The sequence below is a fragment of the Streptomyces sp. TBY4 genome, from assembly GCF_024213195.1.
GTDB lineage: Bacteria > Actinomycetota > Actinomycetes > Streptomycetales > Streptomycetaceae > Streptomyces.
On the sequence record NZ_JANAVF010000026.1, the window covers coordinates 78578 to 92120 of the forward strand.

General features: G+C 73.3%; 14 protein-coding genes. 8 read left to right on the forward strand and 6 right to left on the reverse strand.

All coding sequences use genetic code 11. From position 1 onward, the window contains the following. Positions 1-118: 118 nt before the first annotated feature. The 4 genes from NLX94_RS37240 to NLX94_RS37255 form a co-directional block, all read right to left on the reverse strand. On the reverse strand, positions 119-337 hold the full coding sequence (locus NLX94_RS37240; RefSeq protein ID WP_254387709.1) for a hypothetical protein: 219 nt from the start codon (positions 335-337) through the stop codon (positions 119-121). A 17-nt stretch (positions 338-354) separates the two neighbouring features. Then, positions 355-1674 (reverse strand): nitrate/sulfonate/bicarbonate ABC transporter ATP-binding protein, encoded by a 1320-nt coding sequence (locus tag NLX94_RS37245; protein ID WP_254387710.1) that lies wholly within the window; start codon positions 1672-1674, stop codon positions 355-357. 50 nt (positions 1675-1724) lie between these two features. Then, on the reverse strand, positions 1725-3467 hold the full coding sequence (locus tag NLX94_RS37250; protein WP_254387711.1) for an ABC transporter permease subunit: 1743 nt from the start codon (positions 3465-3467) through the stop codon (positions 1725-1727). Between the two features lie 211 nt (positions 3468-3678). Further along, positions 3679-4587 (reverse strand): DUF3027 domain-containing protein, encoded by a 909-nt coding sequence (locus tag NLX94_RS37255; protein WP_254387712.1) that lies wholly within the window; start codon positions 4585-4587, stop codon positions 3679-3681. A gap of 337 nt (positions 4588-4924) precedes the next feature. Here NLX94_RS37255 and NLX94_RS37260 point away from each other — a divergent pair, with 337 nt between their 5' ends. The 4 genes from NLX94_RS37260 (at position 4925) to NLX94_RS37275 (ending at position 8658) form a co-directional block, all read left to right on the forward strand. Beyond that, positions 4925-6307, forward strand: coding sequence for an MFS transporter (locus NLX94_RS37260; RefSeq protein ID WP_374684069.1), 1383 nt, complete (start codon positions 4925-4927; stop codon positions 6305-6307). Positions 6308-6546: 239 nt separating this feature from the next. Then, a complete protein-coding gene (locus NLX94_RS37265) occupies positions 6547-7035 on the forward strand; it encodes a DUF2771 domain-containing protein (protein WP_254387714.1) in 489 nt (162 codons plus the stop codon). Positions 7036-7048: 13 nt separating this feature from the next. Then, positions 7049-7801, forward strand: coding sequence for a futalosine hydrolase (locus NLX94_RS37270; RefSeq protein WP_254387715.1), 753 nt, complete (start codon positions 7049-7051; stop codon positions 7799-7801). Beyond that, complete coding sequence (locus NLX94_RS37275) at positions 7798-8658, forward strand: 1,4-dihydroxy-6-naphthoate synthase (protein WP_254387716.1); 861 nt, start codon at positions 7798-7800, stop codon at positions 8656-8658. Before NLX94_RS37270 ends, NLX94_RS37275 begins: the two co-directional genes overlap by 4 nt. A gap of 67 nt (positions 8659-8725) precedes the next feature. Here NLX94_RS37275 and NLX94_RS39190 read toward each other — a convergent pair whose 3' ends face one another. After that, positions 8726-9109 carry a cold-shock protein gene (locus NLX94_RS39190; RefSeq protein ID WP_308402644.1) on the reverse strand — a complete coding sequence of 128 codons (384 nt, stop codon included), beginning with the start codon at positions 9107-9109 and terminating at the stop codon, positions 8726-8728. A 143-nt stretch (positions 9110-9252) separates the two neighbouring features. Between NLX94_RS39190 and NLX94_RS37285 the strand changes: the two genes are divergently transcribed. Continuing rightward, the gene (locus tag NLX94_RS37285; RefSeq protein ID WP_254387717.1) at positions 9253-9537 is read left to right on the forward strand and encodes a hypothetical protein; all 285 of its coding nucleotides are present in this window, start codon (positions 9253-9255) and stop codon (positions 9535-9537) included. A 29-nt stretch (positions 9538-9566) separates the two neighbouring features. Here the strand turns inward: NLX94_RS37285 and NLX94_RS37290 are convergent, their stop codons facing one another. After that, positions 9567-10196, reverse strand: a complete 630-nt coding sequence (locus tag NLX94_RS37290; RefSeq protein WP_254387718.1) for an HAD family hydrolase — start codon at positions 10194-10196, stop codon at positions 9567-9569. Positions 10197-10276: 80 nt separating this feature from the next. Between NLX94_RS37290 and NLX94_RS37295 the strand changes: the two genes are divergently transcribed. Genes NLX94_RS37295 through NLX94_RS37305 form a run of 3 tightly spaced genes read left to right on the forward strand, consistent with a single transcriptional unit; the run spans position 10277 to position 13187 of the window. Continuing rightward, positions 10277-11335, forward strand: a complete 1059-nt coding sequence (locus NLX94_RS37295) for an iron ABC transporter permease (RefSeq protein ID WP_254387719.1) — start codon at positions 10277-10279, stop codon at positions 11333-11335. Next, on the forward strand, positions 11332-12390 hold the full coding sequence (locus NLX94_RS37300) for an iron chelate uptake ABC transporter family permease subunit (RefSeq protein WP_254387720.1): 1059 nt from the start codon (positions 11332-11334) through the stop codon (positions 12388-12390). The genes NLX94_RS37295 and NLX94_RS37300 overlap by 4 nt, the downstream gene beginning before the upstream one ends. After that, positions 12387-13187 (forward strand): ABC transporter ATP-binding protein, encoded by an 801-nt coding sequence (locus NLX94_RS37305; RefSeq protein WP_254387721.1) that lies wholly within the window; start codon positions 12387-12389, stop codon positions 13185-13187. Before NLX94_RS37300 ends, NLX94_RS37305 begins: the two co-directional genes overlap by 4 nt. Positions 13188-13543 lie beyond the last annotated feature (356 nt).

The following is a 13543-nucleotide window of genomic DNA, read 5'->3' on the forward strand; positions in this document are numbered from 1 at the left end:
TCCCCCTCTTGCGCGGTGGCGTTCGCCACCGGGAAGGCGAGTCTGCGCCCGCGCCGGAGCGGCGTGAAGACGACGGCCGATTCTTGTCGCCATCCTGATACAGAGGGCCGGCGGCCGTTCAGTCCCCGTACGCGGCCATGACGTACACCGTCCGCGGCGGCAGGTACTCGACCACCGTGACCACCGTCCCGACCTCCAGGCGGCCCGTCCCCTGCGCCGGGTGCGCGAGGAAGTGCTCGGCTCCGCCCCGGATCCGCACGATGACCTCACCGACCAGCCCGGGCCCGACCGTTCCGGTGACCCGGCCGTCCATCCCCACCATGTCCGCTTCCCCCATGGACCGAGCGTACGGGGCTACCGGCCCGCCGGGTCCTCGTCGAGCCGGTATTCCTCGCCGTCGGCGTGGTAGCCGTACAGCTCCCCGTAGCGGCCCCAGTCCGTGGCGGTCTCCAGCTGCTGTTCCAGCTGTTCGCTCGTGTAGTGGTGCGAGAGCAGGTCGCGGAAGAAGCCGGCCCGCTGCGTGCCGCCCCGGGAGCGCTGCAGGGTGGTGTGGATCAGGTGGACCAGCGGGACCTCCATGGCCCCCTGCGCGAACAGTTCCTTGGACTCCTGTACGTCGGCCCCTGCGAAGGCGGTGCCGCGGGCGGTCAGCACCAGGTGCAGGTCCCGCACCTCGGCCAGGCCCAGCAGTTCCAGCCCGTCCACCAGGGGCAGTACGTCGTCCACCTCCAGGCCCAGTTCGTCGGCGAGGTCGGCGAGGTCCTCGCTGCCGTCGCCGCCGCCCCGCTGGAGGACGATCTCGGCGAGGCCGGCCATGCCGTCGACGCTGGCCGCGGGGAGCGGGGTGTTGGCCGGGGTCCGCTTCGCGGGCGGCGCCGCGGCCGGGGTCTTCGCGGAGCGGCCGGTCATCACCGCGTAGACGGCGTCCACGATCCGCTCGAACTCGGCGCCGGCGCGGTCCCGGGGGCGGGCCAGGTCCACCGCGAAGGTCTCCTTGATGGTTCCGTAGGGCCGCGAGCCGAGCACCACCACCCGGTCGGCCATCAGGACCGCCTCCTCGATGTTGTGCGTGACCAGCACGACCGCCTTGGCGGGGAAGCGGCCGGAGGCCCACAGCTCCATCAGCTCGCCGCGCAGGTTCTCGGCGGTGAGCACGTCGAGGGCGGAGAACGGCTCGTCCATCATCAGGACGTCGGGCTCCACCACCAGGGCCCGGGCGAAGCCGACGCGCTGGCGCATCCCGCCGCTGAGCTCCTTCGGGTAGGCCGACTCGAAGCCGTCGAGGCCGATCAGGTCGATGGCCTCCACCGCCTGCCGGGCCCGCGCCTCGCGGTCGATGCCCTTGGCCTCCAGGCCCAGTTCCACGTTCTGCTGCACGGTCAGCCAGGGCAGCAGCGCGAAGGTCTGGAACACCATCGCCGTGCCCGGGTTGGCCCCGCGCAGCTCCTCGCCCCGGTAGGTGACCGAGCCGGAGCTGGCGGGGATCAGCCCGGCGAGGCAGCGCAGCAGGGTGGACTTGCCGCTGCCGGACTTCCCGAGGAGGGCGACGATCTCGCCCTCGCGGATCTCCAGGTCGATGCCGCCGAGCACGGGCAGTTCCCCGTCGGCGCCGGCGTAGGACTTGGTGAGGGCGGCGGCCTGGAGGATCGTGGTCGCGGCGGTGGTCGCGGTCATCGGTGCGGGCTCCTCGGACGGATCGGAACTCGGGCGGCGGCGTACGGCTCTCAGAGGGAGTAGCGGCGCTCCGCGAGCCGGTACAGGGGCCGCCAGAACAGCCGGTTGAGCCCGACGACGTACAGGCTCATGACGGCGATCCCGGCGATCAGCTGCGGGAAGTCCCCGGCCTCGGTGGCGTGGAAGATGTACGCGCCCAGGCCGGTCGCGGACAGGGTGGTACCGGCGAAGGTGACGACCTCGCCGACGATGGAGGCGTTCCAGGCGCCGCCCGAGGCGGTGATGCCGCCGGTGACGTACGAGGGGAACACGGCCGGGATGATCAGGCGCTTCCAGCGCTGGAGCCCGCGGACCCCGAGGTCGTCCATGGCCTCCTTGAGGTCGGAGGGGATGGCCATGGCTCCGGCGATGGCGTTGAAGAGGATGTACCACTGGGCGCCGAGGGCCATCAGCAGGACGCAGCCGATGTTGATGTTCAGCCCGGTCCTGAGGAAGAACCAGACGGCCACGGGGAAGAGCAGGTTGGCGGGGAAGCTCGCCAGCACCTGCACCACGGGCTGGGCGATCTTCGTGAGCCGGGGCGAGGAGCCGATCCACACGCCCACGGGCACCCACAGGACGGTGGCGGCGGCGACGAGCACGATCACCCGGACGAAGGTGATCAGCCCGAGCAGCAGCGGCTCCCCGAAGACCCCGAGTCCGGTCTCGCGCTGGAGGTAGCGCACGAGGTCGTAGAGCCCCCACAGGATGACGGCTCCGGCGAGGACGGTGAAGACCACGTCGCCGGTGCGGCGGCGGGCCGGGTCCACGGACAGCGCCCGGTCGTCGCGGCCCAGTACGCGGGCGGCCCGGCCGGTGGCCTCGCGGGCGGGGGCGGTGGCGCGGCCGAGCAGGCGGGGCCAGTGGGAGCGGCGCAGGAAGTCCAGTACGTAGCTGCGCTGGATGTCGGTGGACTCCGACTGCTCGTTCTTGTACTTCTCCGCCCAGGCCGTCAGGGGCCGCCAGAAGAGGAAGTTGACGGTGACGATGGTGACGGTCATGGCGAGGATGACCCAGGCGATCTTCCCGAGGTCCCCCTCGCCGATCGCGGTGCCGGCGTAGGAGCCGAGGCCGGGGACGGCGTAGTCGTGCCCGGAGACGGAGACCGCCTCGGAGGCCACGAGCATGAACCAGCCGCCGGCGAAGCTCATCATGCCGTTCCACACCAGGTCGATGACCCCCGCGGGGACCTCCACGCGCCAGAAGCGCATCCAGCGGGTGAAGCCGAAGGAGCGGGAGACCTCGTCGAGCTCGCGCGGGAGGGAGGTGAGGGTGGCGTAGAACCCGAAGGTCATGTTCCAGGCCTGCGAGGTGAAGATCGCGAAGACGACCGCGCATTCGAGGCCGAGGAGCGAGCCGGGGAAGAGCGCGACGAAGAAGGTGACGAGGACGGAGAGGAAGCCGAGGACGGGGACGGACTGGAGGATGTCCAGGGCCGGGATCAGGACCCGTTCCAGGCGGCGGCTTCGGGCGGCCGCGTAGGCGTAGGCGAAGGTGAAGACCACGGAGGCGGCGAGCGCGATGAACATGCGCAGGACGCTGCGGGCGGCGTAGTACGGGAGCTTCGCGGGGTCCGTGTCCACGTCGGGGACGTCGGCGGGGTCGAAGTTGACCGTGGTGCCCTTGCCGACCTGGAGGAGCGCGTACCCGAGCACGAGGAAGGCGGCCGCCACGGCGAAGTCCACCCAGGACAGGCGGGTACGGGTGGGGGCCGCCTGTCCGGTGTGGGTCTCGGGGCGTACGGAGGTCTTCATCCCGCCCAGCGGATCACGCCTGACGGCCCGTCGCGCCCCGAGTCGCCCAACCGGGCGAGGCCGCGGGGCCGGGCCGGCGACGGGGGTGCCGCTCCGGCGGGTGCCGCTGCGCGGGGCGGAGTTCCCCTACCCACCCTTCGCCCGTTCCCCGGGCTGCGCCCGGACCCCTCCTGGGGCTCCGCCCCGGACCGGGGCAGAGCTCCGGGAAGGGTTACGAGTGGCCGAGGTCCGGGGCCAGCGGGTCGGTGACGAGGACCGAGCCGGAGTCGGGGGACGGGCGGAGGTGGAACTCGTCCGAGGCCATCGAGTCCAGGACGGGCGGCGCCGGCCGCGGAGGCTTCGGCATGACGGCCGCTTCCGAGTGGCCGCCGCAGCCGTAGGACAGGGAGACCAGCCGGCCGTCCGCCGGTCCGAACTCGTTCGCGCAGATGCCGAACGCCTGGCCCAGCGAGCCGCCGATCGCGACGAGGAAGCCGCAGGAGACGCACGAGGCCGGGGCGGCCTGCGCCATCGGGGTCTTCGCGCCGAAGGACTCGTCCCAGCGGTCGGCCGCGCTGTGCAGCCCGTAGCGGGAGAGCACCCGGGCCCGCCGCATGCCCAGTTCCTCCGCGACGGAGGTGATGGAGCCGCGTACGGGCACCACCGCGCGGTCGGTGACGTCGGCGTCCTCCGCCTCGACCAGCTCGGCCATCTCGGCGGAGACCACCGAGTTCGGCGGCGGGGCGTCCTCGCCCGACCAGCCGGCCTCCAGCCGCAGGTCCTCGGCGTCCGTGGGGAGCAGGTCGCCCGGACCCATGTCGCCCGGCCGCAGCCGCTCGCTCCACGGCACCCACTCGGGGGCCAGCAGCGCGTCCTCGCCCGGGAGCAGCACCGTTTCGTCGAGGGTGACGTTCTTCGCGCGGGACGCACGGGTCACCGTCACGGCCCAGCGCCAGCCCCGGTACCCGGGGTCCTTGCACTCGAAGAAGTGCGTGACGACCCGGTCACCTTCCGCTACGGCCGCCGTGTGCTCGCCCACCACTCCGGGGTGGGCGGCCTCTTCGGCCGCCGCTCGGGCGAGGTCCACCGCCTCGACGCACAGGCGGTCGGGGGTACGGCTTCGCGTCGTCGCAGCACTCACAGGTCTCGTTCTCTCCTACGCCGTCTCACGAGTGCGCCGTCCGTACTTGTCGTCCACAACGACCCGTCGGCTGTCCCTACGTAGCGCGGGCGGAGCGGACCAGGGGGCCGCGTCGACGTCCGCGCCCGATCGGGTTCCAGGGCGCACCTACCTGCGATCCATTCTGCGGGATCGCGAAGAGGCGCGCGGCCAGGAGCAACCGCCGGTGGCGCGCTACGCACGCTACCTCCTCCGGCGCCCCGGGCCCACATGCAAGGTCCGATTCGCGGACACCCGCGGCCAACCCGGGGCGCGGCCGGGTCCCCGCGACGCGCCGGGTGGGGTCCCGGAGGGCCGGGTGGGGCAGTATGGCCACGTGGCACCCGTACGGTCGTCCGATGACGGCTCGGGACCGGCCAGGCGGGCCGGCCGGGCCGTCGGGCGTGCCCTGCACCTGCCGTTCACCGGTACGGCGCGCGGCATCCGGCGGGCCACGCACGCACACGGGGCGGGCGAATCGGGCCTCGGCAAACTGATCGAGCTGCACGCGATCAACGGCGCCGGTGATGTGATGATCACAGTGGCGCTCGCCTCCACCGTCTTCTTCTCCGTCCCCACGGACGAGGCACGCGGCCGGGTGGCCCTGTACCTCGCCATCACGATGGCCCCCTTCACCCTGCTGGCCCCCGTGATCGGCCCCCTCCTCGACCGGCTGCCGCACGGACGGCGGGCCGCGATGGCCGCCGCGATGCTCACCCGGGCCCTGCTGGCCGTGATGATGTCGGGCGCGGTGGCCACCGGAGGCCTGGAGCTGTACCCGGCCGCCCTCGGGGTCCTCGTCGCCTCCAAGGCCTACGGCGTGGTGCGCAGCGCGGTGGTACCGCGACTCCTCCCACCCGGGTTCTCCCTGGTCAAGGCGAACTCCCGGGTGACCCTGGCCGGCCTGCTGGCCACCGGCGCCGCCGCGCCCGTCGGCGCCGCCCTGCACACGATCGGTCCGCCGTGGCCGCTCTACGGGGCGTGCGCGATCTTCATCTGGGGCGCCTTCGCGGCGTTCACGCTGCCGCACAAGGTCGACGAGGCGAAGGGCGAACGCCGGGCCCGCCTCTCCACCCACGAGGCGCACTCGAAGCGGCCGGGGCTGCGGACGGTCAGCCGCCCGGTGCTGTGCGGGCTGCTCGCGAACGCGTCGATGCGCGGGCTGTCGGGGTTCCTCATCTTCTTCCTGGCGTTCCTGCTGCGCGAGCACCCGCTCGCCGGGCAGAGCGCGGCGGTGTCGCTGGGCATCGTCGGCGTCTGCGCGGGCGTCGGCAACGCCTGCGGGACCGCGGTCGGGGCCTGGCTCCGGGCCCGCGCGCCCGAGGCGATCATCGCCGCCGTCCTGTCGCTGACCCTCGCAGTGGCCGTCCTCGCGGCGGTCTTCTTCAGCGGGGTGTTCATGGCCGTCCTGGGCGCGACGGCCGGCTTCTGCCAGGCCCTCGCGAAGCTCTCGCTGGACGCGATGATCCAGCGCGACGTGCCCGAGGCCGTCCGTACGTCGGCCTTCGCCCGCTCGGAGACGCTGCTCCAGGTGGCCTGGGTGCTGGGCGGCTCGATCGGCATCGCCCTCCCCCTCAACGGGGTCCTCGGCATGTCCGTCGCCGCGGGGGTGGTGGCCCTGGGCACGATGATGGCCCTCCGCGGCTTCCTCACGTCCCCGCGCCACCAGCAGCACACGTCCTCGCGCCCGCGGGTGGCGTAGCGGGTGGCGCAGCCGCTGCCCTGCGGGGCCGTCCCCTACCCGCCCTTCCACCGTTCCCCGGGCTCCGCCCGGACCCGCGCCTCAAACGCCGGCCAAATCCAGCCCCTCCGGCGTTTGAGGAGCGGGGTCCGGGGCGGCGCCCCGGAAAGCCCGGCGCAGCCGGGGGCGCTTGCGCCACGGCGCCGCACCACAGGACCCCGTGCAGCAAGGCACGCCACCCGCCCGATAGCCTTCGGCTCATGACCGCACCGCTTTTCTCGGGTAGGGCCCGCCGCAGCGTCGCGGCCCTCGGAGCCGTTTCCGCCGGCCTCCTCCTCCTCTCCGCCTGTGACAAGCCGACGCCGCTGGCGACCGTGACGGTCGGCACCTCGTCGGTGTCCACCGAAGCCGCCTGCAGCGACGGCAAGGAGCTCACGGCCGACAAGGTCCAGGAGTGCTTCGCCGATCTCAAGCACGCCAAGACCATCGAATACGGCCGCGGCGACACGCTGCGCCTCGGCGTCGAGCCGGACGTGGTCGAGGACGGCAAGAAGTGGCAGGCGGTCCTCGACGGGCAGCAGATCACCGAGCCGTCCGGCAACACCTACGACAGCTTCCCGGGCGCCGACATCTTCGCCACCGGCGGCCAGGGCGGCGAGGCCCCCGCCTCGAAGAAGCTCAACATCGTCCAGGTGTCCGAGGACGGCAAGCCCCTCGCCGTCTGGGCCTTCACCATCAAGCTCAAGTAGTCACGCCCCCACCATGCGCGCGCTCATCGTGACCGCGGTGACGGCGGAGGCCGACTCCGTCGTCCGGGGCCTGTCCGGTCCGGTCCCTCATCCCGACCACACCCCCGACCGCGGCCCCGACCACGAGCACGGCCCCGAGCCGCGCACCCTCCCCGGCGGTTACCTCATCCACCGCCGGGGAGCCTTCGACGTACTGGCCGCCGGAGTCGGCCCGGCCGCCGCCGCCGCGGGCACCGCGACCGCCCTGGCGCTCGCACCCGCCACCGGCGGCTACGGCCTCGTCGTCTCCGCCGGCATTGGCGGCGGGTTCGCGCCCGCCGCCCCGATCGGCTCCCTCGTGGTCGCCGACGCGATCGTCGCCGCCGACCTGGGCGCCGAGACCCCGCAGGGGTTCCTGACCGTCACCGAACTAGGCTTCGGCCGCAGCGTGCACCTGCCTCCCGCGGAGCTCGCCGCGCGCGCCGCCGAGGCGACCGGGGCGCTGCTCGCGCCCGTCCTGACCGTCTCCACCGTCACCGGCACCGCCGCCCGTACGACCGTCCTCACCGCCCGTCACCCGCTCGCCGGGGCCGAGGCGATGGAGGGCTTCGGGGTCGCGGAGGCCGCCGCCGCCCACGGGCTGCCCGTGCTGGAGGTCCGTGCCGTCTCCAACGCCGTGGGCCCGCGGGACCGCGACGCCTGGCGGATCGGCGAGGCGCTGACGGCGCTGGCCGACTGCTTCCGGGCACTGGGACCCGTACTCGCTTCCTGGGGAGGACCCTCATGACCGGACCAGACTCCACGGCACCCGTGCGGATCGCGTACTCGCCCTGCCCGAACGACACCTTCGTCTTCGACGCCTGGGCCCACGGCCGGATCCCCGGCGCGCCCGACCTCGACGTCACCTTCGCGGACATCGACGTCACCAACGGCATGGCCGAGCGCGGCGAACTCGACGTGCTGAAGGTGTCCTACGCCGTCCTGCCCTGGGTGCTGGAGGAGTACGCGCTCCTGCCCTGCGGCGGCGCGCTCGGCCGCGGCTGCGGACCGCTCGTCCTGACGCGGGAGCCGGGACTGGACCTGACCGGCAAGACGGTCGCCGTCCCGAGCGAACGCTCCACCGCCTACCTGCTGTTCCGGCTGTGGGCCGCCGACGTACTGCCCGAAGGCGTCGGCAAGGTGGTCGTCCTCCCCTTCCACGAGATCATGCCCGCCGTGCGCGACGGCCGGGTGGACGCCGGACTCGTCATCCACGAGGCCCGCTTCACCTACCGGGACTACGGACTGCACTGCCTGGCCGACATGGGCGAGCACTGGGAGTCCACGACCGGCCTGCCGATCCCGCTCGGGGCCATCATCGCCAAGCGCTCCCTGGGCCCGGACGCGCTGCGCGCCCTCGCCGAGTCGGCCCGTACCTCGGTCCGGATGGCCTGGGCGGACCCCGAGGCCTCCCGGCCCTACGTACGGGCGCACGCGCAGGAGCTGGACCCGGCCGTCGCCGACCAGCACATCGGGCTGTACGTCAACGAGTTCACCGCCGACCTCGGCGAAGCCGGGTACGCGGCGGTCCGCGGGCTGCTGACCAGGGCGGCCGCCGAGGGCCTGGTTCCGGCCATCGCAGCCGACGCACTGGCCTTCCCGTAGACCTCTCCGCAGGCATGGACGTGCCCCGCGGCCCTGATGGGCGGCGGGGCACGGTCCTTCGATCCGGTCAGACGTCGAGCTGGTCGGCCACCGCGCGCAGCATGCCGGCGATCTTCCCGCCCTGCGCCTTGTCGGGGTAACGGCCCCGCTCCAGCTGCTGCGTGACGTTCTCCAGCAGGGTCGTGAGGTCCTGCACGATGGAGGCGAGCTCGTCCGGCTTGCGGCGCTGCGCGGCCGCGACGGAGGGGGCCGGTTCCAGGACGATCACCGAAAGTGCCTGGTCACCGCGCTGCCCCGCAACCACTCCGAACTCCACGCGCTGGCCGGGCTTGAGCGCGTCCAGCCCGTCGGGGAGCACCGACGAGTGGACGAAGACGTCGCCGCCGTCGTCGCGGGAGAGAAAGCCGAAGCCCTTCTCACTGTTGAACCACTTGACCTTGCCGGTAGGCACGTCCGTCCTCTGTCCTTGCGCTCGTCGGTTGGGAAGCGGGTCACCGACCCGCACCTCTCAGGCTAGTAGCCAGGCCCCGGGTGACAAGACGTTCCCCGGTCCTTCGCGGATGACCGCTCCAGCCAGGGAACTACCCTGACCGGGTGACCCTTACTCCTCAGCCCGATCAGTCCGAGCAGTCCGGGCAGCCCGCCGACGACGCGGCCCGCCCCGGCGACGCGCTCGTCAAGGCCGGCGGCATCGTCTTCATCGCCGGCGCCGTCGCCACGCTCGCCACGATGGCCCCGCTCTTCCTCGACATGGACCCGTTCCCGTCGTACGCGTGGGCCGTGTGCATGCTCATGGGCGTCGGCTTCGCGATCTCGGCGGCGGGCGTGCTGCGCTCGGCTGCCGCACAGCGCACGGCGGCCCGCGCCTCGCAGGCGTAGGGCCGCCGGTCCTTCCCCGGGCTCCCGGTCTACGCGGTCCGCGTGCGCGCGTACTGCGCGAGCCAGGCCGGGAGCTCCGTGAGGTCCGCCAGGACCACGTCGGCGCCGGCCGCCCGCAGTTCCGGCTCCGGGCACGGGCCGGTGGGGACCGTCACCGACAGCGCACCGGCGGCGCGGGCGCCGCGTACGTCGCCGACGTGGTCGCCGACGTAGACCTGGGCCTCGTACTCGCGCAGGGCGACGGCCTTGGCCTCCGCCCACAGCCAGCCGACGACCGCGTCGGGCTTGATGCCCAGGTGGTCCAGGTGCAGGCGGGCGTTGGGCTCGTGCTTGGCGGTGACGACGATCGTGCGGCCGCCGAGGGCGCGGACCGCTTCGACCGCCTCGCGGGCGCCGGGCATCGCCGGGGTCGGCTCGATGGCGTGTGTGGGATAGATCTCCCGGTAGCGGTCGGCCATGGCGGGGATCTCCGCCTCCGGGAACCAGTACGCGAGCTCCTCGTCCAGCGGCGGCCCGAGCCGCGTCACGGCCGCGTCGGCGTCGATGTACGTGCCGGTCTCCGCCGAAAGCGCCTGATAGGCGGCCCTGATGCCCGGCCGGGAGTCGATGAGGGTCATGTCGAGGTCGAATCCGACGGTCAGCTGCGTTTCAGGGCTCATGGCCCCATTGTGCCGAGCAGGGCTCCGCCGACGGGAACGTAGACTTAGCCTCGCCTTACCAGACAGTGAAATTTGGTGACATGTCAGCCCCCGCTCCCGCGGCCCCCACGGCTCCCCCGCCGCCCGTCCCCGCGGCCCGGCACGCCCTGACGGCCCGTCGCATCGCGTGGACGGCGGCCGGCCTCGCCGCACTGGTGTGCGCGGTGCTCCTCAGCCTCGCCGTCGGCGCCCGCGCCATCCCTCCCGGCGAGGTCTTCCATGCCCTCTTCCGCGGCGCGACCGGCCCGGACGCCGAGGTCGTCCGCACGCTGCGCGTACCGCGCACCCTCATAGCCCTGATGGTCGGCGCGGGCCTCGCCCTCGCCGGGACCGCCCTCCAGGGCATCACCCGCAACCCGATCGCCGACCCCGGCATCCTCGGCATCAGCCAGGGAGCCGGGGTCGCCGTCGTCTGCGCCATCGCCTTCGCGGGGGTGCACACCCTCAGCGGCTACGTGTGGTTCGCCTTCGCGGGCGCCGGGATCGCCTCGGTGGCCGTGTACGCCGTCGCCTCCGGCGGCCGCGGCGGGGCGACCCCCGTCAAGCTGGCGCTGGCCGGGGCCGCGATCAACGCCCTGCTGGTGTCGGTCACCATGGGCGTCCTCACGACGAAGGCCTCGGCGCTGGACGAGTTCCGCTTCTGGCAGGTCGGCTCGATCACCGGCCGCGACCTCGGCGTGGTCCACCAGATCTGGCCCTTCCTCCTCATCGGCGCCCTCCTCGTGCTGTCCGTGGCCCGCGGCCTGGACGCCCTGGCCCTGGGCGAGGACCTCGCGAAGGGACTGGGCCAGAACGTCGCCGCCGTACGGATCGTCGGCGGCCTCGGCGCCACGATCCTGACCGGCGCCGGGGTCGCCGCGGCCGGCCCGATCGCCTTCGTCGGCCTCGCCGTACCGCACCTCGCCCGCGCCCTCGTCGGCAGCGACCACCGCTGGGTCCTGCCGATGGCCGCCCTGATCGGCCCGGTGATGCTCCTCGTCGCCGACGTCCTCGGCCGGATCCTCGTACCGCCGGGCGAGGTCCCGGCCGGAGTGATGACGGCCCTGATCGGAGTCCCGTTCCTCATCACCCTGGTCCGCAGGAAGACGGTGACGGCATGACCACCAGTCCTCCGCGGATCCTCCCCGCCGGCTACACCCTCCTCCGCCCCCGCCACGGCTCCTTCCTCCTGCACCGCCGCGCAGCAGCGACAGCACTCTCCCTGACCCTCCTCCTCTCAGCGGTGTGCATCACGTACCTCTCCGTCGGCGAGTCCTTCGTTCCCCCCGGCGACGTGGTCAAGGTCCTCCTCGGGCAGCCCTCCCCCCACGACCTGGTCGTCGGCACGCTCCGACTGCCCCGGATGACGGTGGGCCTGCTGGTCGGACTGGCCTTCGGAGTGGCCGGCGCCCTCATCCAGACGGTCGCCCGCAACCCGCTCGCCTCCCCCGACATCATCGGCATCTCCCAGGGCGCGAGCGCCGTCACGGTGGCGGCGCTGACCTTCGGCGTCACCTCGTACACGGTCCTCCCGTACCTCTCCGTCCTCGGCGGCATGACCGCCGCCGCCCTCGTCTACGTCTTCGCCTGGCGGGGCGGCCTGCACGCGACGCGCTTCGTCCTCATCGGCATAGGCTTCGCGATCGCCCTCCGCTCCGTCACCACGCTCCTGATGACCAAGGGCGACTACCTGGTCGCGCAGCAGGCGCAGATCTGGATGACCGGCTCCCTCAACGGCCGCGGCTGGGACGTGGCCATCCCCCTCGCCTGGACCGTCCTCGCGCTCCTCCCCGCCGTCCTCTGGGCGGCCCGCGCCCAGCGCACCGTCTCCCTCGACGACGACACCGCGACGGCCCTCGGCGTCCGGCTCGGCCGGACCCGGCTCGGCCTGGTCGCCCTCGGCGTGATCCTCGCCTCGGTGGCCACCGGAGCCGCCGGCCCGGTCGACTTCGTGGCCCTCCTGGCCCCGCAGATCGCCCGCCGGATGACGGGCACCGCCCAGATCCCCCTCCTCTCCTCCGCCCTCACGGGCGCGGTGATCGTCGTCCTGGCCGACCTCCTCGCCCGCACCCTCCTCTCCCCGACCGAACTCCCGGTGGGCGTCCTGACCGCCGCCGTCGGAGCCCCGTACCTGATCTGGCTGATCATGCACAGCCGCAGTGGAGGCAAGCCGTGAGCCGCCTGTCCGCCCAGGACCTGACCCTCGCCTACGAGGACCGGGTGGTCGTCGACGAACTCAACCTGACCATCCCCGACGGAAAAGTCACGGTGATCGTCGGCCCGAACGCCTGCGGCAAGTCCACGACCCTCCGCGCCCTCGGCCGCCTGCTCCGCCCCCGCTCCGGCACGGTCGTCCTCGACGGCGAAGCCCTCTCCTCCCTCCCCACCCGCCGGATCGCCCGGGCCGTCGGACTCCTCCCGCAGTCCCCCACCGCCCCGGAAGCGATCACGGTCGCGGACCTGGTCGCACGGGGACGGCAGCCCCACCAGCACTGGTGGCAGCAGTGGTCGGAAGCGGACGAACGGGCGGTCGTCGACGCGATGGCCCGGACGTCGGTGTCGGACCTGGCGGACCGTCCCGTGGACGCACTGTCCGGCGGACAGCGGCAGCGGGTCTGGATCGCGATGGCCCTCGCCCAGGACACGGACATCCTCCTCCTGGACGAGCCGACGACCTTCCTGGACATCGCCCACCAAGTGGAAGTCCTCGACCTGGTCCGCCGCCTCAACCACGAACGCGGCCGCACGGTCGTCGCCGTCCTCCACGACCTCAACCAGGCGGCGCGGTACGCGGACCACTTGGTGGCGATGAAATCGGGCCGCGTAGTGGCCGAAGGCCCGCCCTCCTCGATCGTCACGGCCGCCCTGGTCCAGGAGGTCTTCGGCCTCGCCTCAATCGTCATCCCCGACCCGGTGACGGGCTCCCCCCTGATCATCCCCACGCCCCCGTGGACGGCCCCGACCCCTTCCTGACTCCCCCTCCCGGGCTGCGCCCCTCCGCCCCGAATTCCATCCGGCGGCGCCGGGCCCGCTGCGCGGGTGCGGCTGCCCGGGCCCTGCGGGGCTGGGTCCCCTACCCACCCTTCCACCGTTCCCCGGGCTCCGCCCGGACCCCAGTCCTCAAACGCCGGACGGGCTGAAGCAGGGGCCCCGGGCTTTGCCCGGACCCCAGTCCTCAAACGCCGGACGGGCTGGGAGGGGTAGCAGGCTGCGCCCCGCACCCGGTCCTCAAACGCCGGACCGGCTGAAGGCGGGGGCCCCGGGCTGCGCCCGGACCCCCTGGGGCTCCGCCCCAGACCCCGGTCCTCAAACGCCGGACGGCTGAAAAG